This is a genomic window from Mycobacterium sp. Root135 (genome assembly GCF_001426545.1).
GTDB lineage: Bacteria > Actinomycetota > Actinomycetes > Mycobacteriales > Mycobacteriaceae > Mycobacterium.
Genome location: NZ_LMEZ01000004.1, coordinates 159,680 through 180,445, shown reverse-complemented (window position 1 = coordinate 180,445; position 20,766 = coordinate 159,680). Strand labels below are relative to the sequence as shown.

Genomic DNA, 20,766 nt, shown 5'->3' with positions numbered 1-20,766 from the left:
GACCGGCCCGCCAGTCAACGGACTTGTACGATCGGAGCGCCAGTAGCACCAGCCGACCGGAGGGCCCCGATGCCGCGTCCCAGCGTGGAAGCCGAGCGGCGACCGCAGATCCTCGCCGCGGCGTGTGCGGCGATCGCGTCGATGGGCGTGCCGGCCCTGCGATTGTCCGACGTCTCGAAGCAGGCCGGTGTGAGTTCGGGGACGATCCATTACTACTTCGAGACGAAGAAGGACGTCATCACCGCGGCGTTCGAGTTCAACCTGACGGATTCCCTGGCCCGGCGGCACGAGCTGCTGGCGTCGGGCAAGGACAGCCTGGCGATCCTGCACGACCTGGTCGACTCGTACCTGCCCAGTGACGACCTCTCGGTGCGCGCGTGGAAGGTGTGGCTCGCGCTGTGGGCGGAGGGCAGCCGCGACCCCGTGCTGCAGGAGATCAACGAACGGCTCTACGGCCAGTGGCGCGACGTCGTCGCCGGAGTGATCGGTGCGGCGCAGGGCGAGGGCACGGCTCGGGCCGGAGATCCGGTGTTGTTGGCCAACATGCTGATTGGCATGCTCGACGGGCTGGCAGTGCAGGTGCTGCTGGAGTCGTCGAGCATGACCCTGGCGACGATGCGCGAGACGTGTCAGGCATTCGTGAGTGGTGTGATCGAGGGGTAGGGTTGCCCCCGATTCTGTACCGCTGAAGTGCTCTTTCGCTTGCCAAGTGACGCGCGTCGGCCCGGGCACGCGCACTGCGCCTGGCAGTCGCCCCACAGCCGGCACCGGAATAAATCATAGCTTGGCTATGTAGTGTTTCTTTGGGTCGGGTGACTCGGAGCAACCGCTCCGGACTAAGGAGCAATGACGATGAACCTCAAGAAAGCCGTCGCAGGGGTGACCTTTGCCGGCGGGATCGGGCTGGCCCTCATCTCGGGCAGTTCAGGGGTCGCCTTCGCGGCTCCTGGCGGTGGTGGCGGAGGTTGCCAGCCGCCGTTCTGTGCGGGAGGGCCTGGCCCAGGTGGAGGTGGACCGGGTGGCCCGCAGGGACCCCGTGGCCCGGGTGGGCCGGGTGGAGGTGGTCCGGGTGGACCAGCTGATTTCCGCGGGCCGGGTGGGCCCGGAAACGACCGTGGACCTGGCGGCCCAGGTGGCCCCGGCGGACCTGGTGACTTCCGCGGGCCGGGCGGACCTGGAGACTTCCGTGGTCCCGGTGGTCCTGGCGACGACCGCGGGCCCGGTGGACCTCGTGGACCCGGTGGACCCGGCGACTTCCGTGGCCCCGGCGGACCGGGAGACAACCGTGGACCGGACGGTCACGACTGGGGTCCGCGGCCCCCGGACGCGTTCGGTGGCTGGCGCGACGCGCCGTGGGGTGGCGGACCAGCGCCGTGGGGATGGGGAGCACCGCCGCGGGCCGGCTGGGACCGGCCGCTGCCGCCTCCGGGTGCGTTCTGGAACTACGGGCCCGTCAACTACTGGGGTTATAACGAGACCCCGATCTGGGAGCCCAATTTCAACGCCTGGGGCTTCTACTTCTTCGGAATCTGGATCCCGCTGTAAACCGACCTGATTGAAGGGGCGGCCGTCTCGCGACTACGCGAGGCGGCCGTTCTGCCATCCGCCGCGGCCCTCACCTCACGTTCACGTAGTGATCCTCGCGGATCTCCCGCTCGCCGCTCCACCGGTAGGCGACCAGCGCGCCGGACTTGACCGCGCTGAAGTCCACACATGCGGTGCGATCGGTGAAGTCGACTCCGCGCTGCGGTCGTCCCTCGCGCCAGTAGTGGCCGTAGAAGACCGGCACGTCTCCGCGATAGGAGTAGGACTGATCGCCAGCCTCCACCTCGGCGTCGGGAAGTAGCGGATACGGCTCGCCGTCAACGGTTTTGAAGTTCGTGCCCATAACGGCCAGCGCGCGGAGGGTCGTGGCGCCGTCGTCCCACCACGCCACCCTCGCTCGGATGCGCCCGTTGCCGTCCTTGTCGAAGTACGGCTGCTGCCCATGCCCGACGAGGTCGATCTCCGGCCCCTTAAGGAGTACCTCGACGGCCTCGTAGAGGGGATCGCCCTTCGCCGTCGCTCGGACGAGCTGATCACGTGACGTGAACCGGTTCGCCCCCAGCACCTCCTCGATGACTCGCATCGACGGTTCGTGCCAGCAGGCGTGCACCACCCGCAGACCGCCGAGGTCCAGCCACAGCGGCAGTGTCGTGAACCAGTCGAGGTACTCGGTGCGGGTGTCGCCGTCGACCTGGTCGAGGAACGCCTGGTGTTGACCAGTGTTCTTCTCGGTGTGCGGCCGGAGAAACCCGCCATCGGGTGAAGGGGTGTCGTAGGCAATGGCGTTGAATTCGTGGTTGCCCATGACGATCTGGGCGCTCCCGGCGTCGACCATGCCCTTGACGATCCGCAGCACCTCCAGTTGGGCGGGCCCTCGGTCGACCAGGTCGCCGACGAAGATGGCGTGCCGGGTCGGATGCTCGTATGCGCCGCTCGACGGGTTCGCCCGATAGCCCAAACGGTCCAGAAGTACCGTCAGCTCGGTCGCGCAGCCGTGGACGTCGCCGATGACGTCGTAACCCTTCTCGTCGAACCTGGCGGTGGACTCTGCGGACGCGGGCATGGCGTCTCCTTCTGTTGGGGCCTCCGGCTCCGTCGCGCAGAGCACGTCGATCAGCAGCTCGCCGAAATCATCGGGCCGCGAACGGGATTGACGACTGGCTTACCGACGTCCGGGAACCGGTGGTCAACCCCTCAAACAGAATGTAGCGCAGAAGTGTGACAGTGCTCAGCCCTGGGCCCCATTCGCGTCGCACCGCTGCTGGTCCGCGCGCTTCCGGTAACGGTGATAGGCGTTACCGGAAGCGATTCCGAGGGTGTCACCGATCTTGGTCCAGCCGACACCCACGTCGCGGGCGGCGTCGACCGCTGATCTGAGTTGCCGCCGGGAGGCGGTGGTGTCGGCCTTCTTGACCTCGCTTGCGGCGTCTGCCAGTCGTCTCAGTGCTGTGTCGTGTTCGGCGGTCCATACGATGTGGGACTTGTTCTTTCGGCGTGGGGTATCCATGTCTGCTCCTGCGATTCCCCAGGCACGTGCCGGGGGTGACGTGGGCACCGCGGCAGCGGTGCTCGTAAATGGTGAGTGGGCGCGGCTCAGGACGAGGTCGACTGAGCGTGGGCGAATCGCCGACGACGGCGTTCGCGTGCGAGTTCTAGACGGCCGGCCGGATGACGGTCGGAGGGTCCTGAATGTAGGGCCAGAAGCGGCGGCCGATGCGATGCACCTGCGTCTCGAGCGTCACCGGACGAGCGGTGGCGGGTTCGTCGGGACGGAGTGCGTTCATGGCCTTCCTTGGGTCAACCCTGCGGTGCCGCAGAAGTTCTACCTCAAGGATGGTCGGTGGGGTACTGGCGCGTCTTGACGTTCTGCGACACACTTTTATCATTTCCCGACAAGGAGCGACGGGTATGGGCAGTCTCATCCGTGCGACCGCGCTGTGGGGATATCGCGAGTTGGTCCACCAACTCGGAGGTGACGCGAACCAGTTCCTGTCACGGTTTGGCATTCCCCGCGACGCCGACGCGCAGGAGGGCGCGTTCATCAGCTTCGACGCCTACGTTCACATGCTGGCGGCCAGCGCCGACGAATTGAGTTGCCCCGACTTCGGTTTGCGCCTGTCCAAATGGCGAGGGTTGGACGTCCTGGGTCCCATTGCGGTCGTCGCCCGCAACGCGCGCACCGTGCTCGACGCCGCGGATGCGATCGCGCGCTACCTCTACGTGCACTCACCGGCGCTCCGGTTGGCGCGGGCGCCGTGGTCCACGGGGCCCGACGTCGCGTTTGCCTTCGAAGCGACCGAATGTCAGCTCCCGGAGTTGGCGCAGGGCTACGAGGTTGGCATGGCAGTCGCCGTGCGCATCATCCAGACGCTGGGCGGCCCGGGCGCCGTGCCCGCCTCGGTGTCCTTCCTGCACGCGCAGATGGGTGCCGACGCGGCGTATCAGGAGGCGCTGGGGTGTCCGGTGCGATTCGGTCAAACCTGGTGTGGCTTCGAGCTTTCCGCTGAGCTTGCTGCGACGACCATCGAGGGTGCGGACACGGCAACCAGGCGGATTGCCAGGAAGTACCTCGACGCTCGCTATCTGCCGCCGGCGGCGCGGCTGTCCCAGCGAGTGGCGGATCTCGCCGGAAACCTGCTTCCGACAGGACAATGCAGCGTCGAGGTGATCGCAAGCGAACTCGCGATGCACCCCAGGACGTTGCAGCGCCGCCTCGCGGAGGAGGGCACGTCCTGCCAGCAGGTCATCGAGGCGGAACGGCGAGCACACGCCGGCCGGTATCTCGCCGAACCCGACCTGACTCTGGGGCACGTCGCCGGCCTCCTCGGCTACTCCGAACAGAGCGCGTTGAACCGTTCCTGCCGACGATGGTTCGGGATGACGCCGCGGCAGTATCGGGCCGGTTTGGGGAGTCAGCGGTTGCGGAGCGGCGCGTAGGACTGGCCGGGCTGCTCAGCTGAACCGCTCTTCGATCGCCCGGAACGAGTCGTGCACGCGGCCGTGGCTGACCAGCCGAATGTCCAACCCTGCGTCCGTCACGATCTCGATCGCCCGCACGATCGCGTCGTCGATCCACGCGTCGGCGTTGCCGAACACCCCGCCACCCAACCGGGTCAACAGCACGACGTTCGACTCTGCGCCGACGGCCGCGAGCACCGTCGCCTCGTACGCCGCCTCCAGGACGAGCCGCGCGAAGGCCTCCCATTCCGCCGGCCGTCCTTCCCCGTACGCCACCGGCAGCGCCGAGCAGAACGCCTGCGACACCCGACGAGGCTCGGCCACATCGGTCACCTGAACGTCGCGATGGAGGCCGATGGCAAGCCGCGCGCGAAGGTCGTCACGGTCCTGCTCGGTGCCGCGCTCGAGGAGATCGGTGATCACCCGCAGCCCCTCGCGCGTACACAACGCGTACCCGTTGCGCATCGCCCACAGCTCCGTCACGGGCCGGTTCAGCGTCGCCGACAACGCCTCACCCATGTTGGCCAGGGCGTCGATCTGGCGGTCCCGCGTCTGGCCGCACTCGTCGCCGACGGGAGCAAAGTAGTTGCGGTAGATCGTGGCCGCGCCCGCGGCGACCGCACAGGCCGGGCCCTGCGTGCGATCGGTGACGTACCGCGTGACGCCGTCCTCGGGGGTGACGCTCGGGCTGGTCATCTCCAGCAGGTTGAACTGCGACGCCACCTGGAACAGTGCGCCTGCGAGCTCGGGGTCGGCATGCATCGACCGGGCCTCTCCGGTCACGCATCGCACCGTGGAGCGTTGTGGGACAGGGAAAGTCGTGCCACCGCGTACCTGTGCCAGCGTCGGTACCGCCAGGGTCCCAATGCCGTGCCGTGCCCCGGTGACCGTCGAAACCAGCTGGTTGCCGTCAACCGTCAGCAAGCCGCGGGTGACGTCGTAGGCTCCCTCGGGGAATCCCGTGAGGCGTGTGAACCAATCGTCGGTCATGTCCTCGATGGTGGCACGCACGTCTGACAGATGAGTTTCGCCGACCGCACGGGTCTGCCCCACGTCACCCCATACGCTCTCCACCGGAGGACCCATGCCGCGCACCAATCTCTCGATGTCGATCTCCGCCGACGGATACGTCGCGGGTCCCGATCAGAGCGAGGAACATCCGCTCGGTGTCGGCGGCCAGCTGCTGCACGGTTGGCACATGGGGCCAGATGCGGATCACCCCGTCAACCGACAGGTGGTCTCGGAGATGCTCGACGGCATGGGCGCGACCATCATGGGCCGCAACATGTTCGGACCGGTGCGCGGTGAATGGGGCGACTCGGACTGGACCGGGTGGTGGGGCGACGAACCGCCGTACCACTGCCCGGTGTTCGTGCTGACCCACCACTCCCACGATCCGATCGCGCTGAAGGGGACGACGTTCCACTTCGTCACCGACGGCGTCGAGTCGGCCTACGCGCAGGCGCTCGAGGTGGCGGGGGACCGGCCCATCAGCATCGCCGGCGGCGCGTCGTGTGCTCGGCAGGCGATCCGCGCGGGCCTCGTCACCGAGATCGACCTTCAGGTCAGCCCCGTGATCCTCGGAGCGGGGGAGCGGCTGTTCGACGGCTTCGACGCGGGCAGCCCGCGGTTGGAGTTGGCGCGCGTCCTCGAGGCGCCCGGGGTGGCGCACCTGCGCTACCGCGTCTTCGGGTGAGCTCCTCACCCTGGGATTTGGAGTCGGAGGACCTGGACTTGCGCCGTTCGGTACGGGTGCGTGAACCCCAGGTGCGATGACCTGCTTCCGCCGCCGTCAACGCAAACAGGTCCTGTCCCCAGTCCGCCGATCGTCCCGAGGCTGAGGATTCAGGCCAAATCCGCGATGCCGGACGGTGACGTCGCCCCTCCGCGAGCGTGCGTGTTACTACGTCGGACGGGCTCGTCGCGGCGGGCAGCGCACGCTCCGCCGGCCATGCACGTCCTTGTCCGAGCTATGGCCGAGACGTGCGTGACGGTTGTTGTTTCGCGTTCAGTCGCGAAAACCACGACCGTGGCGTAGGTCTCGCGCTTAGGACCCGAGAAGGACAGTGGGGCCAGAGTCCCCGGCAGTCAACCGGCTTTCGTGGTGCTCGGCGCCCAGCACGAAGACATGCCACCTGTTCCCTCGCACCTCGCGCGCATCAGCTCATGCAAATGTGCATGTTATGATGCGCTTATGCCGAAGACCGTGCAGATTCGTGACATCGACGATGATGTCTACGCCGGTTTGGTGCGACGTGCCGCTGAGGACGGGATCACAGTCCCCGAGTTGCTACGCCGTGAGGCCACGCGCCTTGCTTCTCGGCCGTCTGTTGCCGAGTGGTTACGCCGCACGGGACGACGGCCGTCGCAGATCACCACCGCGGACGTACTGGCTGACCTGGACGCCTGGCGCGGCGAGTGGCCCGATGCTCGTCGTTGACGCGTCGTGCCTTTTCGAGGTCGTGGCCGATACCCGTCGGGCACCCGAAATTGCGGCTCGACTCGCGGCCGAACCCGATCAAGCGGCGCCCGAGGTCGTCGACGTCGAAGTCCTCGGCGTGATTCGTGCCCAGTACATGCGTGGTGGTCTCGACGGAACCGCAGCCGCGCAGGCGGTGGCCGATCTACGCGAGTGGCCGGGTGAGCGGCATTCGCATCGGTGGATGCTTGACCGTGTGTGGCAGCTGCGGGACTCGGTCCGAGGATGGGACGCCTTTTACGTCACGCTCGCCGAGGCGCTCGACGCCACGTTGGTGACCTTGGACGGCAGGCTGGCGCGTGCGCACGGACCCAAGTGCCGTATCGAGGTACTCGGCGGCCCAAGCTAGCCGTCGGTGCGCAACGCCCTTCGCGCCAATGCGGCCGCCGCCGGGCTGACGATCCTCGGGCCGGTCAGGGCGGCTGGTCGGTCGGTCACGTTGAGCAGGGCATGGTGGGCGGGCAGCTGGTAGAGGACTGATGCGTTGGGAGCTTGACCGCTCGGGTGGCGCCACCCGAGTTCGGCCAGTAGCGCCAAGATCGTGGGAAACGGAACAGCGGCACCGGGGGACGCCGCGGCGTACGCCAGCATCAGCAAGGTCGCTTGGACGTCGAACTCGTCACCGGACTTCGGAATCAGTCGGCTTGCCAGATGCTTGACGAGCTTGCCGGTGTCGCCGCGCGCCGCCTCGCCGACCTTCGTCAGCACCAGCGTGCCCTTGCTCTTGCGTAGCAGTCCCATCGACTGCACGCCTTCGCGGAACCGTAGCAGCGGGTAGCAGTGGGTCTCGCGATTCTTCTCACCGAACCAATCATGCATCGCAGGAACGACATTCGACACCACTTCGACGTCGGCCGGTTTCAAGTATCCGGCCGTCGTCAACGGAATGCCGCCGTCGCCGGCCCGGTCGAGGAACCACTGATAGGCCCGAAGATGCGCGGTCCAGTCGATGGCGTCCACCGGTTCCGGCCCGGCCAGTGCGAGCGCTGTCGTGGTCAGATCGTCGCCATACGTGGTGTACGTGAGCTGATGGACCATGTCGACCAGTCGGACGTCGACGCCTGCTTCGCGCAGAACGAAGTACGCATCGCCGAATCCCTTGTTCAGTCGCTCCGGCTCGAACAGCGCGGGGTCGGCCACTACCTCGGCGAGGCTCTCGGCGTCGACCAGGTGCCCACAGTCCTCGGGTGGCGCGGCACGCTCACCGTCGATGACGAGAGCTGCGAGACAGTCGCTCTCGGCGGGTAGTACTTCTTCCAGGCGAAGCGTCAGTTGCCAGTTGTCGCCGTAGTCATAGAGGTAGTGGAGAACGTCGCCCGGCTCGGTGAGGGTTTCGTCGAGTCGGGTCGCGGCGGCGGGTAGACCGTCGTCGTCCTCGTCCCACTCCTTGTCGTCGACGTCGTAGGGGCAGAGGAACAGTTGGCTGTCGTGGTCGAACGCGCCGCCACCGAGTGAGAAGCGATGCAGGTGCGAGTCGGTCCAGTCGAACGCCACCTGGAGCACCTGGTGTAGTAGATCCAACGTCAGGTTCGAGCGCACGTCTAGGCGTCGCCAGATCGGTGGGGTCGCATCGTCGATGTCTGCCCGGATCCGGTACACGACGACGTCGCGCCGTCGTGTTCGACGCAGATCGGGGCGCGACACCGGTTCCGGCACCAGACGGAGATACGGTCGCTCGCTCACCCCGCTCACTTTAGATCGGTTCGACTGGACCGCAGCCGCAAGCAGCTACCCCAACGCCGCGGTGATCTCCGGTATCGGGCGCAGGTGCTCGTCTAGCAGCACCGCCACCCCGTCCACGTCGTTGCGGGCCAGGGCGTCGACGATCGCGCGGTGCTGGCGGTCGATCTCGGGAACCCGCTGCGGCCGGATCTGCAACGCACGCACCGCCACCCGCTGTTGGCGCGACCGGAGCGCGTCGTACAACTCGGTCAGGACGGAGTTGTGGTGTGCCTCCACGATGGCGCGGTGAAATGCGCGGTCCAGTCGGGCCACGGTGAACCAATCCTGCTCCTGTCCAGCATCTTCCATCCGCTGAGCCAGCCCGTCCAGGGGCTCGGGAGCGCCGGATTCGGCCAGGCACAGCTCGCGCGCTGCGTGCCCCTCGATCAGCCGTCGTGAGGCATACACCTCTTCGAGTTCGCGCGAGGTCACGCTGCGCACCTGCGCGCCCCGCCGCGGCAGCAGGTCGATGAACTTCTCGGAGTTGAGTCGGTGAAACGCCTCGCGCACCGGGGTCCGGGACGTGCCGACCAGTTCGGACACCCACACCTCGTCCAGGAACCGGCCTGGAGGAAGCGTGCCCTTGATGATCTCGTCGCGAACCCACTGGTAGACCCGGTCGCGCGCTGACGGGGTCGCCCCCGACTCAGAGACCTCGACGGCCATGTCGACTCCTTCCGATGCTCGCAGACTACTGGACACTTGACGCACACCTTGTGTATACAAGAGATGTACAAGCGCTGCGCCCTTCGCCCCACCACTTCAGGGAGAGACCGTGGAACCGAATCGTCGCTACGCCGTCTGGCTGTCCGGCCCCAACGTCGCCGCCGCCGAAATCGCCCGCCAGATCGGCTACGGCGCCGCCGTCCTCGACATCGAGCACGGCACCTTCGACCTCGCCGACCTGGAACGCTTCATCCCGTTCCTCAAGGCCATCGGCCTGGAGGTCGTCGCGAAAGTGCTTGGACCCGAACGCGGCCCGATCCAACAGGCGTTGGACTTCGGCGCCGACGTCGTCGCCATCCCGCACGTCGAGAACGCCGCCCACGCCGCCGTCGTCACCGGGTACGCCAAGTTCCCGCCGCTGGGCGACCGCAGCTTCGCCGGCGGGCGCACCTCCTCATACGGCGGGTTCACCGACGAGTGGGTATCCGCCCAGGATGCCAAGACGCGGTGCTACCCGATGATCGAAGACGCCGGCGCGATCGGGGAGATCGACGCCATCCTCGCCCTCGACACCGTCGACGGCGTCTTCATCGGCCCGTCGGACCTCTCCCTGCGACGCGAACGCGGCGCCTACGCCCGCACCGACGGCGACTTCGCCGACCTGGCCCGCATCGCCGCGGCCGCCCGCACCGCAGGCAAGCCCTGGCTGCTACCCGCCTGGAGTCCCGAGGAGAAGCGGTTCGCCGTCGACCACGGCGCCGACCAGATGGCCCTGACCATGGAGCACGGCGCGCTGCTGGCCGGGCTGTCCGCCGCCCACGACGTGATGACCGGCATCGACCGCAGCCCCGCCCTGAACGGCAGCAACTGATGAGTGACGTTGAGGCGCAACAGCTCACCGACACGCCGACGACCAAGAGCCCGGGCCGCTTCCGCTGGCAGATCGGCGGACTGCTCGGCGCCGGAATGTTCGTCAACTACATCGACCGGGTGAACCTGTCGGTGGCCACCCCGGCCATCATGGACGACTTCGACATCAGCGCTGCCCAGATGGGCGTCCTCGCGTCGGCCTTCCTGTGGACCTACGCCCTGTTGCAGATGCCGATCGGCAGCATCATCGACAAGATCGGCGTGCCGTGGGTCAACCGCGTCGGCGTCTTCCTCTGGGCGCTCGCGTCGTTCCTCTCGGCAGCCGCGGGCGGCCTCGGCCTGATGATCGCCGCCCGCCTGATGCTCGGCGTCGGCGAGGCGCCCACGGTGCCGGCCGGCTGGAAGGCCATCGGCCAGTGGTTCCCCAAGCAGGAACGAGGCACTGCGACAGCCATTTTCGACGGCTGCGCGAAGCTCTCCAACGTCATCGGCATTCCCATCATGGCGTTCCTGGTGTCGACATTCAGCTGGCACGCGGCGTTCCTGTTCACCGGGGTGCTGAGCCTGGCGTACCTGGTCGCCTGGTGGCTGCTGTACCGCAGCCCGGCGCAAGCCGTCGCCGACGGCAAGATGTCGGCCGAGGAGCTGGCCTACCTCAAGGCCGGGGACGCCGAGAACGAAGAGAACATCACCGAGGGGTCCCTGCGCGGCATCGGTTACCTGTTGCGCCGTCGCAAGACCTGGGGGCTGGCGCTCGGGTACGCGTCTTACACCTATGCCTACTACGTGTTGCTGACCTGGCTGCCCGGCTACCTCAAGCAGGAGTTCGGCGTCAATCTCCTTCAGGGCGGCCTGTATTCGATGATCCCGTGGCTGGTCGCGGTGATCGCGCAGTTCCTGATCGCCGGACTGCTGATGGACTGGTGGATCAAGCGCACCGGGCAGGTCACCAAGGTGCGACGCATCGTGCTGGTGGTCAGCATGCTCGCCGCGCTTGCCGTCACCGGCGCCGCCTACGTCGACACCATCGGCATGGCCATCCTGTTCATCTCCATCGGCGCCGCCGGGCTCGCGGTGTCGGTGCCCGCCGGCTCGAGCATCGTCTCGCTGATCGCACCCGAGGGTCTCACCGGATCACTCGGCGGCATCGTCAACTTCATCGCCAACCTGATCGGCATCGCCGCCCCGATCGTCACCGGCATGGTCGTCGACGCCACCGGTTCGTTCGCCGGGGCCTTCATGGTCACCGGCGCGGTGCTGCTTCTCGGAATCGTCTGCTATACCGTCGTTCTCGGACGGATGGACCGCATGGCCCCGCCGCCCGTCCCCGCCTGACCCAACCCAGGAGGTCCCCATGGTCACATGTTCGGTCGCCCAGTTCGCCCCCGGCGACGACAAGGCCGCCAACCTGACGTCGATCCGCCGGCTGGTGTCCGAGGCGCGGGCGCAGGGCAGCGAGCTCGTCGTGTTCCCCGAGTACTCGATGTTCACCGTCCCGGCGATGGACGAGCGGTTCGTCGCCTCGGCCGAACGCCTCGACGGTCCCTTCGTCGCCGAACTCACCGCGCTGGCCGCCGAGCACGGGATTGCCATCGTGTGCGGTCTCAACGAGGCCACCGACGAGGGCGACCGCATCCACAACACGCTGCTGGCAGTCGACGGGTCGGGCAAGGTCGTGGCCACCTACCGCAAGCTGCACCTCTACGACGCGTTCGGCTTCACCGAGTCCAGCCTGGTGCGGCCCGGCGAGATCGAGCCGCCGCAGACCTTCACCGTCGGCGGCCTGCGCTTCGGCTTGCAAACCTGCTACGACCTGCGGTTCCCCGAGGTGACCCGGCGGCTGGTCGACGCCGAGGCCGACGTCGTGCTGGTGCCCGCCGAATGGGTGCCGGGCCCGCTGAAGGAAGACCACTGGACGACGCTGCTGCGGGCCCGCGCCATCGAGAACACCGTCTACCTGGCCGCCGCCGACCAATGCGGAAAGAACGGTGCCGGCAACAGCATGATCGTCGACCCGATGGGCGTCGTGCTGGCGTCGGTGGGGGAGGAGGAGGGGCTCGGCACTGCCACCCTCGACCCCGAGCGCATCGAGCGAGTGCGGGCCAAGAACCCGGCAATTCGGTTGCGGCGCTTCAGTGTCGTGGCGGCGACGGCCTGAGCGGGGGCCGTCACAGGAGTGTGTACTGCGCTCCAGCGTCGCGCATTCTCTGGGTCAATCCATCGACAGCCAGTGGTTCGCATGCCAGAACTGATTGAAAGGCCATCCGTCTTTCGCCGAGCGCGCTGAAAACGATCTCTTCAGCCCCGATGTGTCAGGCAACCGGTGCGGTCGCGGGCAAGAATGCTAAGGGGTGTCAGAGCAGCACCCAACTCGTGCCGGTGTTGTTGATCCTCGTCGCGAAAGCGTCAACCGCATCTGGGGCACAAGCGAAGACGGATTGAAAGGAAATCGGTTGGCGCCCATGCGCGCCAAAGTCTGCCGTCTCCTGATACCAGCGGTCATGTGCCTTTACGAGCACCTCGAGCAGCAGCTGGAACCCGCGATCAGATTGCGACAGGAGGTACTCGGATGAGTCGAACACAATAAGAAAGCTCGATCCCCTAAGCCAGTTGAGGTCTGTGACGCAGTCCCACACAGCGCTCCAGTTTTCGCCGAAGTAGTACGGAAATTGCAAGGCCGCGGCGATCTCGTCGAAGAAGTGAGCCTCGTCTATCGACTTGTGCCCGCGGACACGAAGGACATCCCACTCGGCATGCACCGGCGTCCAGTTCATAAGGCGTGTCGCCACCTCGAATGGGGTTTCTGCCAAGACGGAGACCGCCGGCCCGTCGGGATTGAAGAGTTGGTCGCTCATGGTGGTGATCCTCAGAACTTGGTGAAGGTCTTGTAGTGGTCGCTGGTGAAGTATCTGCTGCCGTCTGTGCCCATGACTATCCGATCGGAGTTTCGAGGAACGCCGGGCGTGTACGGAGCTCGGTCGTACTCGCGGTAGGCGATCGGCGAACCGGACGAATCAACTTGCGGCAGGTTGTTGAAGTTGTTCTCGAATGGGTCGCCGCCGATGTACTGCCTGTCGTTTATGAAGAAGGTTTGCTTCGTGGTTTTGCCGATTGTTACCGGTGGCCCCGCCGGCGCCTCAGGGATTTGACCAGCCAGATACTGCACGTCTGGCGGTACTTCCCCACTGCGCACCGGCCCGACCGGAATCTTCGGAATGTCGGCCTCGCTGGCGATCGCCGGACACGGGACCATTGGGTCGCCGACGTCTGTCAGCGCCGCACTGACAGAAGAATGGTATTGGGCCGCAGCCGTTTCCGCCTTCTTGTATAGCTCGGCGTACCGCTCAGTGGCTCGCTCGTACTGAATCATGCCGATCACGGGTGAAATGGCCATGAGCGCACCCGCGGCGACGACGTCGGATTCAGCATCGGTGAATTCGTCGGGAGTTGGCGTGTCTTCTTTCGCAACTTCGAAGGCGTGAGCGACCGCTTCGGCAGCTACCGACAGCCGCTCGGCCCACTTCGCCGCGGCGTCCAACCACTTTGCATGGCCGAATATGTTCTGGGCAGCCGTTTAACCAGTGGACCAGTGTTCGTTGACCTGGACACCTACTGCCCGCGTCTCGTCGGCGCATCGAGTGATGTCCTGGCCGTGGTCGTGCCACGTTCGCGAAAAGTCCCTCATGTCGCTGGGTCCCGGGCCTGAGTGTAGGTCGGCGGCAAACTGATCTGCGCCTATCGACGGCAGGGGCGGCAGCTCGGGAACGCTCGGGATCGGTGGCTGGTGAGTTGCCGGCGGCAGAGTTGGCATTTGCAGCAGAATCCCGGGCGATGCGATGGGTGGCGCACCAGTGTCGTCGATGCGGCGGATCGAGTCAGCACCGGCTCGATCCGCGAGTTCATACGTCACTGCAGCCGACCTGAGAACGGCCCCGCCGTACTCGCGGACCTGCTTCGCGTAGCGCATCATGTCGATGAGGGCCATCTCGTGGACGTTGAGCACTCTTGCGGCTCCGAGAGAAACCGGGTCGGAGCCAGGCGCCGCAGCGTTCGATTCCCTAAACGGATCTCCGATGGACTCGAGTCGCCGGCCATCGGCGTTCAGTGCATCGACGTCAACCTCAAGCACCGGTCCCGTCATGGCACCGGGTTCGCGTGACGGTGATGTTGCATTAAGGATCTACGCTCCCCCCGAGCGTCTGGCGCACCAATCTGGCCCTCGATCGCCTGGCCCGGGAATCGCTCGAGGACTGTCTAAGCGCGCTGTGATGATCGTCGACCCGATGGGCGTCGTGCGTTTGACCAAAATGTCACTTAGTGACACAGTGGTCCTGTCGCTAAGTGACAGGAGGTCCCCACATCGACACCGCCGAGACATCGAGCACCGCCGACGACAAGCAGTCGCAAGCGCGTCTTCGGGTGTCTCGTCATGCCTGCGAACTGTTCTGGGAGCGAGGCGTCCCCGCGACCACCGGTGACGACATCGCCGCTGCCGCAGGGCTTTCCACCAGAACGATTTGGCGCTACTTCCGCTCCAAGGAAAGCTGTGTGGAGCCGGTGCTGGCGCAGTCGGCGAATCGCTTCATCGCGTTGGCCGGTCGCTGGCCCGACGAGCTGTCCCTGGCCGACCACATGGCGGCCGACATGATCGAAAACCCCCTCACCGAAAGGGAACTCGCCGACGAGATCGCCTCGCTGCGGATCGCCACCATGTCGGCGACGGAGCCGGCCCTGCGCACCGCGTACCTCATGGTGCACGACGAGATGGAACGTGGTTTCGTCCCCGTCGTCGCCAGGCGGTTGCGACTTCCCGAGGACGACCTCACGGCGCGCTTGTGCGCTGCGGCGGTCACCGCGGCGTTCCGCGTCGTCGACGAGGACGTCGGCCGCCGCGCCATCGTCGAGAAGGAAAAGGTCAGTCAGCAAGAGGCTCTGGCGTTGATCGACCGGGCCATCAGGGATGCCACCAACGGCCGTCTCGGCGGGCCCGTGGAGCCTCTGACCTAGATCAAATCGCAATGGCCACAACCACATAGACCACCATCGTCATCGCCAGGAGGTCATCGCCTGGCGGCTCGTTCAACCATGCCCACAATCGCCCGTGAAAGGACCGTCATGGCACTGCCCGAACCCATTTCCGTAGAGGACTTCTTCCGCCCGCCGACCCGCGCGGCCGCCACGATCTCTCCGGACGGCACCAAGATCGCCTTCCTCGCACCGTGGAAGGAACGCCTCAACGTCTGGGTCCAGAGCCTCGACCCCGAGGCTGACGAGGCCCGATGCGTGACTGCCGACGCCAATCGCAGTGTCATGCACTTCGAGTGGACCGACGACCCCCGATGGCTGATCTACCTCCAGGACACCAACGGCGACGAGAACTGGCACGTCCACCGAGTGGACCTCGACGACCCCGATGCCGCCGCCGTCGACCTGACGCCGTTCCCGGGCGCGATGGGCTTACCTCTGCGGGAGGTCAAGAACGGTAGGACGACCGTCATGACCAATAACCGGGAGGCCACCCTGCTCGACGTTCACCAACTCGACGTCGCCACAGGTGATCTCACCCTGCGGGCCACCAACCCGGGACACGTCAACGGCTGGCTGTGCAGCGACGGCGGCGACCTGTTCGCCACCACGCTGACCCCCGGCGGCGACCTGGAGCTGTCCGCATGGGACGACGCCACCGCGACGCTGCGACCCATCGTCACCTTCGACGGCGGCGACTACCCCGTCGGCATTCACCCGCTGGTCGTCACCCCCGACGGCACCGGCGTGTGGATGGGGTCCAACCGTGGCACAGACCGCACCCGCCTGGTGCGCGTCGACTTGACCACCGGCGAGGAGACCGTCGTCGACGAGCATCCGGAATTCGACGTCGACCCGCGGGCGGTCGTCAGCCCCACGATCCCGGCCCCGCTCATCCAGGACCGCCGCACCGGTGAGTTGCTCGGCGTGCGCTATTTCGGTGAGCGCCAAGTAATCCAGGCCGTCGACGCCCGCTTCGGCGACGTGCTGACGAACTTGGAGAAGCTGTCCGACGGAGACCTCGGTCGTCTCTCGTCCGACGAGTCCGGCCAGCGATGGGTCGTCGGGTTCAACCACGACCGCAACCCCGGCAACACCTACCTGTACGACCACGGCACCGGGGAGAGCCGACTGTTGTTCCGCCCGCTGCCGCACCTCGACCCCGAGCAGTTGGCGCCCATGCGTCCGGTCACCATCACCTCGCGCGACGACTTGCCGTTGCACTCGTATCTGACGCTGCCGATCGGGGTGGAGCCGAAGGGGCTGCCGCTGGTGCTCGTCGTCCACGGGGGACCGTGGTACCGCGACAGTTGGGGTTTCGACGCGGGCGTGCAGTTGCTCGCGAATCGTGGATATGCGGTGCTGCAGGTCAACTTTCGCGGGTCCCTGGGATACGGCAAGGCCTTCCTCCGGGCGGCGATCGGTGAATTCGCCGGCAAAATGCACGACGACCTCGTCGACGGGGTGAACTGGGCGGTCGAACAGGGCTACGCCGACCCCGACCGCGTGGCCATCTTCGGCGGTTCCTACGGCGGGTATGCATCCCTGGTCGGTGTGACGTTCACGCCCGACACCTTCGCCGCCGCAATCGATTACGTCGGAATCTCCGATCTGGCCAACTTCATGCGGACGCTGCCGCCGATCGCGCGCCCGCACCTGGCCAACAACTGGCACAAGTACGTCGGGGATCCCGAGGACCCGCAGCAGTTGGCGGACATGATGGCCCGCTCGCCGATCACCAAGGTGGACCAGATCCGCACCCCGCTGCTGGTGATCCAGGGCGCCAACGACGTGCGGGTTGTGCAGGCCGAGTCCGACAACCTCGTCACCGCGCTGCGTGCTCGCGGGGTCGAGGTCGACTATCTCGTCCAGGCCGACGAGGGCCACGGAGCAGTGAACTCGGAGAACGTGTTCCGCATGTGGCACGCCATCTCGGGGTTCCTCTCTCGACACCTTGGCGGGCGCGCATGAAAGAGGCTGTCGCAGAACGGAAGCCCAGCGTACTGCAGCAGGTGGGAGGCGTGCCTGGGCTGATCTACGCCAGCGTGCCCAGTGTGGTGTTCGTGGTGGCCGAGGCCGTCACCGGACTGCACGCCGCGACGGCTCTGGCGGTCGGCGCCGGTGCGGGTATCACGATGCTGCGGCTGCTGCGGAAGGAGCCGTTGCAGCCAGCCGTGTCCGGTCTGCTGGGCGTGGCGATATCGGCGTTCATCGCCTACCAGAGCGGTGAGGCGAAAGATTATTTCCTGGTGGGCATTTGGGGGAGTCTGGCGTTCGCCGTGGTGTTCTTCGCCTCGGTTCTGGTGCGTTGGCCGCTGGTCGGCGTCATCTGGGGTGCGATGAGCGGAGGCGGCCAGGCGTGGCGCTCGGACAGGTCCGCACGCATGGGCTACGACGTCGCGACGCTCGCCCTGGTGGCGACGTTCGCGGCGCGGTTCGTGGTGCAGAACTGGCTCTACGATCTCGACGCGACGGGGTGGCTCGCGTTCGCCCGGATCGCCATGGGGTATCCGCTCAGCGGCTTGGCGCTGGTGGTCGTGGTCTGGGCGGTCCGACGGGCAGATCGGCGGATGGCGTTGCGAGTGAGCGACGACGGTCCGTACGTTCTACGAGAGTGACTCGACCAAGGCGGCAAGGTCGTCGGTGTGGAGGTCGAACCGATCGTCCGCCGACGGGCGTTGGGCGCCAGGCCGGGCAACGTACGCGGTACGGAACCCGTGCTCGGCCGCGGCGCGAAGGTCCCAAGGATGCGCTGCCACGAAGAGCGTCCGTGCCGGATCGAGGCGGAGTGCTTCGATCGCATACTGGTACGCGGCAGGGGCGGGTTTGAAGGTGCGCACCGACCCGGTGGACAGTGCAGCGTCCCAGCTGATCGCGTTGGTGTTCGTCAGTCGCGCAAGCGAATCCAGATCGCCGTTGCTGACCCCGGCGACGAGAAAGTCCTTGCGGAGCGCCGCCGTCGCGGGGGCCACGTCCGGCCACGCCGGGTATTCAGAGTCCAGGTTCTGCACCAGGGCCAAGGCGGCAGGCGAGGGGTTTCCGCCAGCCTGTGTGATGGCCTCTCGCGCGGAGTCGGTGACCAACTGTCGATGCGGCCGCCAGGACGTGGTGCCGTCGACGACGGCGTTCATGTGCCGTTCGAGGATCTCCGCCCACGCCGTGTAGAGAGCGTCACCATCGTCCACCCCAGCTTCGGTGGCGAGGCGCCTGGCGACCGTCGCCCATGTCCCGTCCTCGTCGACGAGGGTCCCGATGACGTCGAAGACGATGGCGTTCACTTGGTCGGCGTCCACGACTTCCACTGAAGCAGACTCGTCCGTCGGTTGCCGACCGACGGTCACTCGTCTGGGCCGCGCACCGTCGATCGTTGGTACCATGGCGGGGGTAGAAAGGTACCAACATGGCTATCAACATCAAGGATGCTTCGGTTCACGAGACGGTCAAGCGCATTGCCGGGATCACCGGTGAATCCCAAGCCGAGGTCGTCGCGAAGGCGGTAGACGAACGCTTGGCCAGGCTGCAACGGGACGATCTGGCGGCCCGGTTGCTGGCCATCGGCCATGAAACCGCGACTCGAATGACCCCGGAAGCCAGGCAGTTGGACCACGGCACGATGTTGTACGACGAGCAGGGCCTTCCGTCATGATCGTCGACACGTCGGCCATCATCGCGATCCTCAGGGACGAGGACGACGCCGAGGTCTACGCACGCGCCCTTGCGGCCGGCGACGTGCGACGACTGTCCGCCGCGAGCTACCTCGAGTGCGGGATAGTCCTTGACAGGCAACGGGATCCGATCGTCAGCCGGGGCCTGGACAATCTGCTTGAAGAGGCAGAGTTCGTCATCGAACCGGTCACCGAGCGCCAGGCCCGCCTGGCCCGGGTGGCCTACGCCGACTTCGGCAAGGGAAGCGGTCACCCCGCCGGTTTGAACTTCGGCGACTGTTTGTCCTACGCGTTGGCGCAGGATCTTCGCGAACCGCTCCTGTGGAAGGGCGATGACTTCGGGCATACGGGGGTTCGGTCGGCACTCGAAGGGCGATGACAACGGGTTTGCGGAACACAGAGTGGCGAGGACGTAGTCCATCCGCGCTGCCAACGTGTCATACGCCCGTCGTAGCGTCCGCGCCATGAACGAAGCACGTAGGCGGCGGGCCGCCAAGCAAGACCGGCGGGACGCCCGCCGTGCGCTCAAACGCCGGCGAGTCACCGTCGACGACAACGTCTTGATCACGACGATCCGCACCGTTTTAGCGGGTCATCCGCTGGACCTCCTCCAGTTGGCCAGCTACGTCATAAGCCTGTTCCCGGGGGAAGAACGTTCCTTGGCGGATGCCGTCAATGGTCTCGCCGCATGGCAGTGTCGCGAGACGACCGCACTGCTCGCCGTCGTCGGTGAACTGCTCGTCGACGACGATGCGCTTCGTGAGCGGTGCCGCCAGGAGGTCGTCAAGCGAGGTGACCATCTTCCGAAGTGGATCGTCGGGCTTCGGCAGGTTCAGGTGAATCGGGCGGCGCGTCGAACAGATGTACTCGGTGATGGTGACGAGCTGTTCGTTGGGCTGATGATGGCTGATGCGACGGAGCTGACGCTTGGAGTCATTCTCGACCACAACGTCCTGTCGTCGGTCACGGATTTCGTAATTCTTGCCGAACCGCTCGAAGAGGTAGTCGCACGTCAGCTCGAAACATTGGATTCAACAGCCTCTTTCGAACCAATGGACCTTGCGGACGCACGAACGTGGATCGACGACGGTCTGAGATGGAGTGCTCTTCTGCAGATGTCTGGGTCGGCCGAGGGGCGCGAAGCCCTGCTGATTGCGAAGTGGGTGCTCGCTCAGCTCCCGGGCGGTGGGTGCGGGTACCAGCGGCCCGAGTGGGAGGAGGACGACGCCGCCGACTTGCTCGACGGGTTCCTGTCGTCGCCGTCGGGTGCGCCGTTCGCCGACGTCGACTATCGAGTCTTGCTGCGTGAGCTGTGGGATACCGGCTGTGGTGATCCCCTGAGGTGGAGTTCGTCTCGGATATCGGACATCCTCCGATCCCGGTTCAACGACTACGACCTCCCACTGGAGATCGTCCTGGACGCCCCAGCCTTCCTGCGCGCCTTCGTTCCATTTGCCCACGAGCAGAGCGGAATTGCGCAACATCTGACTGACGAAGCCGTCGCGACGATCGACAGGTTGGGCCTTGGGTATCGGCGACAGCTTCTGGCCAACGCCATCGAACACGACGACGACGATGCGTGGCTCAGTTACCTCGACCGGGCGTCGTGATTACTGCTGGGGCGTTGGCTGCTGCTAGCTACTTGCTACTTGCTAGCAATACGATTGCTCCGCGCATACAATTGGCTCATGCGAACACTGCACTTGCGAAACGTCCCGGATGACGTGATGGACCGTCTTGAACGACTGGCCCGCGCTGCGAGTACCTCAGTCACCGCGGTGGCCATTCGCGAGCTGGATGCGGCGACGCGTCGAGTGGACAATGCGTCCTTGGTAG

The 20,766-nt window shown here is 66.2% G+C and carries 26 protein-coding genes; 15 read left to right on the top strand and 11 right to left on the bottom strand.

Annotation, left to right across the window (positions count from 1 at the left end; all coding sequences use genetic code 11):
• Positions 1-69 precede the first annotated feature (69 nt).
• Both ASD37_RS08640 and ASD37_RS30890 read left to right on the top strand, forming a co-directional pair.
• Positions 70-663 (top strand): TetR/AcrR family transcriptional regulator, encoded by a 594-nt coding sequence (locus tag ASD37_RS08640; protein ID WP_056550569.1) that lies wholly within the window; start codon positions 70-72, stop codon positions 661-663.
• A gap of 189 nt (positions 664-852) precedes the next feature.
• Complete coding sequence (locus ASD37_RS30890) at positions 853-1,545, top strand: hypothetical protein (RefSeq protein ID WP_082570040.1); 693 nt, start codon at positions 853-855, stop codon at positions 1,543-1,545.
• A 70-nt stretch (positions 1,546-1,615) separates the two neighbouring features.
• Here ASD37_RS30890 and ASD37_RS08630 read toward each other — a convergent pair whose 3' ends face one another.
• The 3 genes from ASD37_RS08630 to ASD37_RS32505 form a co-directional block, all read right to left on the bottom strand.
• On the bottom strand, positions 1,616-2,608 hold the full coding sequence (locus tag ASD37_RS08630) for a metallophosphoesterase (protein WP_056550567.1): 993 nt from the start codon (positions 2,606-2,608) through the stop codon (positions 1,616-1,618).
• Between the two features lie 165 nt (positions 2,609-2,773).
• Positions 2,774-3,052 (bottom strand): hypothetical protein, encoded by a 279-nt coding sequence (locus ASD37_RS08625; RefSeq protein WP_056550566.1) that lies wholly within the window; start codon positions 3,050-3,052, stop codon positions 2,774-2,776.
• A 145-nt stretch (positions 3,053-3,197) separates the two neighbouring features.
• Positions 3,198-3,329, bottom strand: coding sequence for a hypothetical protein (locus tag ASD37_RS32505; protein WP_255354825.1), 132 nt, complete (start codon positions 3,327-3,329; stop codon positions 3,198-3,200).
• A 124-nt stretch (positions 3,330-3,453) separates the two neighbouring features.
• Between ASD37_RS32505 and ASD37_RS08620 the strand changes: the two genes are divergently transcribed.
• Complete coding sequence (locus ASD37_RS08620) at positions 3,454-4,482, top strand: AraC family transcriptional regulator (RefSeq protein ID WP_056550565.1); 1,029 nt, start codon at positions 3,454-3,456, stop codon at positions 4,480-4,482.
• A 15-nt stretch (positions 4,483-4,497) separates the two neighbouring features.
• Here ASD37_RS08620 and ASD37_RS08615 read toward each other — a convergent pair whose 3' ends face one another.
• On the bottom strand, positions 4,498-5,493 hold the full coding sequence (locus ASD37_RS08615; protein ID WP_056551003.1) for a hypothetical protein: 996 nt from the start codon (positions 5,491-5,493) through the stop codon (positions 4,498-4,500).
• Between the two features lie 94 nt (positions 5,494-5,587).
• On the opposite strand from ASD37_RS08615, the gene ASD37_RS08610 reads away from it, so the two are divergent.
• The 3 genes from ASD37_RS08610 (at position 5,588) to ASD37_RS08605 (ending at position 7,331) form a co-directional block, all read left to right on the top strand.
• Positions 5,588-6,199, top strand: coding sequence for a dihydrofolate reductase family protein (locus ASD37_RS08610; RefSeq protein WP_056550564.1), 612 nt, complete (start codon positions 5,588-5,590; stop codon positions 6,197-6,199).
• A 498-nt stretch (positions 6,200-6,697) separates the two neighbouring features.
• Positions 6,698-6,943: a hypothetical protein gene (locus ASD37_RS31385; protein WP_156720800.1), complete on the top strand. Its 246-nt coding sequence runs from the start codon at positions 6,698-6,700 to the stop codon at positions 6,941-6,943.
• On the top strand, positions 6,930-7,331 hold the full coding sequence (locus tag ASD37_RS08605; RefSeq protein WP_056550563.1) for a type II toxin-antitoxin system VapC family toxin: 402 nt from the start codon (positions 6,930-6,932) through the stop codon (positions 7,329-7,331). Before ASD37_RS31385 ends, ASD37_RS08605 begins: the two co-directional genes overlap by 14 nt.
• Here the strand turns inward: ASD37_RS08605 and ASD37_RS08600 are convergent.
• Positions 7,328-8,665 carry a plasmid pRiA4b ORF-3 family protein gene (locus ASD37_RS08600; RefSeq protein WP_056550562.1) on the bottom strand — a complete coding sequence of 446 codons (1,338 nt, stop codon included), beginning with the start codon at positions 8,663-8,665 and terminating at the stop codon, positions 7,328-7,330. The two genes, ASD37_RS08605 and ASD37_RS08600, sit on opposite strands and share 4 nt — an antisense overlap.
• Before the next feature lie 45 nt (positions 8,666-8,710).
• Positions 8,711-9,370, bottom strand: coding sequence for a GntR family transcriptional regulator (locus ASD37_RS08595; protein ID WP_056550561.1), 660 nt, complete (start codon positions 9,368-9,370; stop codon positions 8,711-8,713).
• 109 nt (positions 9,371-9,479) lie between these two features.
• Between ASD37_RS08595 and ASD37_RS08590 the strand changes: the two genes are divergently transcribed.
• Genes ASD37_RS08590 through ASD37_RS08580 form a run of 3 tightly spaced genes read left to right on the top strand, consistent with a single transcriptional unit; the run spans position 9,480 to position 12,398 of the window.
• Positions 9,480-10,241, top strand: coding sequence for an aldolase/citrate lyase family protein (locus ASD37_RS08590; protein ID WP_056550560.1), 762 nt, complete (start codon positions 9,480-9,482; stop codon positions 10,239-10,241).
• Complete coding sequence (locus tag ASD37_RS08585) at positions 10,241-11,575, top strand: MFS transporter (RefSeq protein ID WP_056550559.1); 1,335 nt, start codon at positions 10,241-10,243, stop codon at positions 11,573-11,575. Before ASD37_RS08590 ends, ASD37_RS08585 begins: the two co-directional genes overlap by 1 nt.
• Before the next feature lie 19 nt (positions 11,576-11,594).
• Complete coding sequence (locus ASD37_RS08580; RefSeq protein ID WP_056550558.1) at positions 11,595-12,398, top strand: carbon-nitrogen hydrolase family protein; 804 nt, start codon at positions 11,595-11,597, stop codon at positions 12,396-12,398.
• 196 nt (positions 12,399-12,594) lie between these two features.
• On the opposite strand, the gene ASD37_RS08575 is transcribed toward ASD37_RS08580, so the two are convergent.
• From ASD37_RS08575 to ASD37_RS08565, 3 genes are read right to left on the bottom strand one after another with little or no spacing between them, the layout of a single operon-like run.
• Positions 12,595-13,095: a barstar family protein gene (locus ASD37_RS08575; protein ID WP_056550557.1), complete on the bottom strand. Its 501-nt coding sequence runs from the start codon at positions 13,093-13,095 to the stop codon at positions 12,595-12,597.
• 11 nt (positions 13,096-13,106) lie between these two features.
• Positions 13,107-13,778, bottom strand: a complete 672-nt coding sequence (locus tag ASD37_RS08570; RefSeq protein ID WP_056550556.1) for a ribonuclease domain-containing protein — start codon at positions 13,776-13,778, stop codon at positions 13,107-13,109.
• Positions 13,779-13,814: 36 nt separating this feature from the next.
• Positions 13,815-14,381 (bottom strand): hypothetical protein, encoded by a 567-nt coding sequence (locus tag ASD37_RS08565; protein ID WP_156720799.1) that lies wholly within the window; start codon positions 14,379-14,381, stop codon positions 13,815-13,817.
• 278 nt (positions 14,382-14,659) lie between these two features.
• On the opposite strand from ASD37_RS08565, the gene ASD37_RS08560 reads away from it, so the two are divergent.
• The 3 genes from ASD37_RS08560 to ASD37_RS08550 all read left to right on the top strand — a co-directional run bounded on the left by ASD37_RS08560 (position 14,660) and on the right by ASD37_RS08550 (position 17,883).
• The gene (locus ASD37_RS08560) at positions 14,660-15,247 is read left to right on the top strand and encodes a TetR/AcrR family transcriptional regulator (protein ID WP_056551002.1); all 588 of its coding nucleotides are present in this window, start codon (positions 14,660-14,662) and stop codon (positions 15,245-15,247) included.
• Between the two features lie 108 nt (positions 15,248-15,355).
• Positions 15,356-17,236 (top strand): S9 family peptidase, encoded by a 1,881-nt coding sequence (locus ASD37_RS08555; protein WP_056550554.1) that lies wholly within the window; start codon positions 15,356-15,358, stop codon positions 17,234-17,236.
• A 50-nt stretch (positions 17,237-17,286) separates the two neighbouring features.
• Complete coding sequence (locus ASD37_RS08550; RefSeq protein WP_235568025.1) at positions 17,287-17,883, top strand: DUF3159 domain-containing protein; 597 nt, start codon at positions 17,287-17,289, stop codon at positions 17,881-17,883.
• On the opposite strand, the gene ASD37_RS08545 is transcribed toward ASD37_RS08550, so the two are convergent.
• Positions 17,872-18,558, bottom strand: coding sequence for a haloacid dehalogenase type II (locus tag ASD37_RS08545; protein WP_162253247.1), 687 nt, complete (start codon positions 18,556-18,558; stop codon positions 17,872-17,874). The genes ASD37_RS08550 and ASD37_RS08545 overlap by 12 nt on opposite strands.
• A gap of 107 nt (positions 18,559-18,665) precedes the next feature.
• On the opposite strand from ASD37_RS08545, the gene ASD37_RS08540 reads away from it, so the two are divergent.
• Together ASD37_RS08540 and ASD37_RS08535 are read left to right on the top strand one after the other, a co-directional pair.
• Positions 18,666-18,911, top strand: coding sequence for a type II toxin-antitoxin system VapB family antitoxin (locus ASD37_RS08540; RefSeq protein ID WP_056550551.1), 246 nt, complete (start codon positions 18,666-18,668; stop codon positions 18,909-18,911).
• Positions 18,908-19,309: a type II toxin-antitoxin system VapC family toxin gene (locus tag ASD37_RS08535; RefSeq protein ID WP_056550550.1), complete on the top strand. Its 402-nt coding sequence runs from the start codon at positions 18,908-18,910 to the stop codon at positions 19,307-19,309. Before ASD37_RS08540 ends, ASD37_RS08535 begins: the two co-directional genes overlap by 4 nt.
• Positions 19,310-19,514: 205 nt before the next feature.
• Here ASD37_RS08535 and ASD37_RS08530 read toward each other — a convergent pair whose 3' ends face one another.
• A complete protein-coding gene (locus tag ASD37_RS08530) occupies positions 19,515-19,877 on the bottom strand; it encodes a hypothetical protein (protein ID WP_056550549.1) in 363 nt (120 codons plus the stop codon).
• A 168-nt stretch (positions 19,878-20,045) separates the two neighbouring features.
• Here ASD37_RS08530 and ASD37_RS08525 point away from each other — a divergent pair, with 168 nt between their 5' ends.
• Positions 20,046-20,540 carry a hypothetical protein gene (locus ASD37_RS08525; RefSeq protein ID WP_156720798.1) on the top strand — a complete coding sequence of 165 codons (495 nt, stop codon included), beginning with the start codon at positions 20,046-20,048 and terminating at the stop codon, positions 20,538-20,540.
• The last annotated feature ends 226 nt before the right edge of the window (positions 20,541-20,766 follow it).

Bases quoted from the DNA above. Each gene is read 5' to 3' on its own strand.
- ASD37_RS08640 (WP_056550569.1), top strand. From the start codon at position 70: ATGCCGCGTCCCAGCGTGGAAGCCGAGCGGCGACCGCAGATCCTCGCC.
- ASD37_RS30890 (WP_082570040.1), top strand. From the start codon at position 853: ATGAACCTCAAGAAAGCCGTCGCAGGGGTGACCTTTGCCGGCGGGATC.
- ASD37_RS08630 (WP_056550567.1), bottom strand. From the start codon at position 2,608: ATGCCCGCGTCCGCAGAGTCCACCGCCAGGTTCGACGAGAAGGGTTAC.
- ASD37_RS08625 (WP_056550566.1), bottom strand. From the start codon at position 3,052: ATGGATACCCCACGCCGAAAGAACAAGTCCCACATCGTATGGACCGCC.
- ASD37_RS32505 (WP_255354825.1), bottom strand. From the start codon at position 3,329: ATGAACGCACTCCGTCCCGACGAACCCGCCACCGCTCGTCCGGTGACG.
- ASD37_RS08620 (WP_056550565.1), top strand. From the start codon at position 3,454: ATGGGCAGTCTCATCCGTGCGACCGCGCTGTGGGGATATCGCGAGTTG.
- ASD37_RS08615 (WP_056551003.1), bottom strand. From the start codon at position 5,493: ATGACCGACGATTGGTTCACACGCCTCACGGGATTCCCCGAGGGAGCC.
- ASD37_RS08610 (WP_056550564.1), top strand. From the start codon at position 5,588: ATGCCGCGCACCAATCTCTCGATGTCGATCTCCGCCGACGGATACGTC.
- ASD37_RS31385 (WP_156720800.1), top strand. From the start codon at position 6,698: ATGCCGAAGACCGTGCAGATTCGTGACATCGACGATGATGTCTACGCC.
- ASD37_RS08605 (WP_056550563.1), top strand. From the start codon at position 6,930: ATGCTCGTCGTTGACGCGTCGTGCCTTTTCGAGGTCGTGGCCGATACC.
- ASD37_RS08595 (WP_056550561.1), bottom strand. From the start codon at position 9,370: ATGGCCGTCGAGGTCTCTGAGTCGGGGGCGACCCCGTCAGCGCGCGAC.
- ASD37_RS08585 (WP_056550559.1), top strand. From the start codon at position 10,241: ATGAGTGACGTTGAGGCGCAACAGCTCACCGACACGCCGACGACCAAG.
- ASD37_RS08580 (WP_056550558.1), top strand. From the start codon at position 11,595: ATGGTCACATGTTCGGTCGCCCAGTTCGCCCCCGGCGACGACAAGGCC.
- ASD37_RS08575 (WP_056550557.1), bottom strand. From the start codon at position 13,095: ATGAGCGACCAACTCTTCAATCCCGACGGGCCGGCGGTCTCCGTCTTG.
- ASD37_RS08565 (WP_156720799.1), bottom strand. From the start codon at position 14,381: ATGACGGGACCGGTGCTTGAGGTTGACGTCGATGCACTGAACGCCGAT.
- ASD37_RS08555 (WP_056550554.1), top strand. From the start codon at position 15,356: ATGGCACTGCCCGAACCCATTTCCGTAGAGGACTTCTTCCGCCCGCCG.
- ASD37_RS08540 (WP_056550551.1), top strand. From the start codon at position 18,666: ATGGCTATCAACATCAAGGATGCTTCGGTTCACGAGACGGTCAAGCGC.
- ASD37_RS08535 (WP_056550550.1), top strand. From the start codon at position 18,908: ATGATCGTCGACACGTCGGCCATCATCGCGATCCTCAGGGACGAGGAC.
- ASD37_RS08525 (WP_156720798.1), top strand. From the start codon at position 20,046: ATGTCTGGGTCGGCCGAGGGGCGCGAAGCCCTGCTGATTGCGAAGTGG.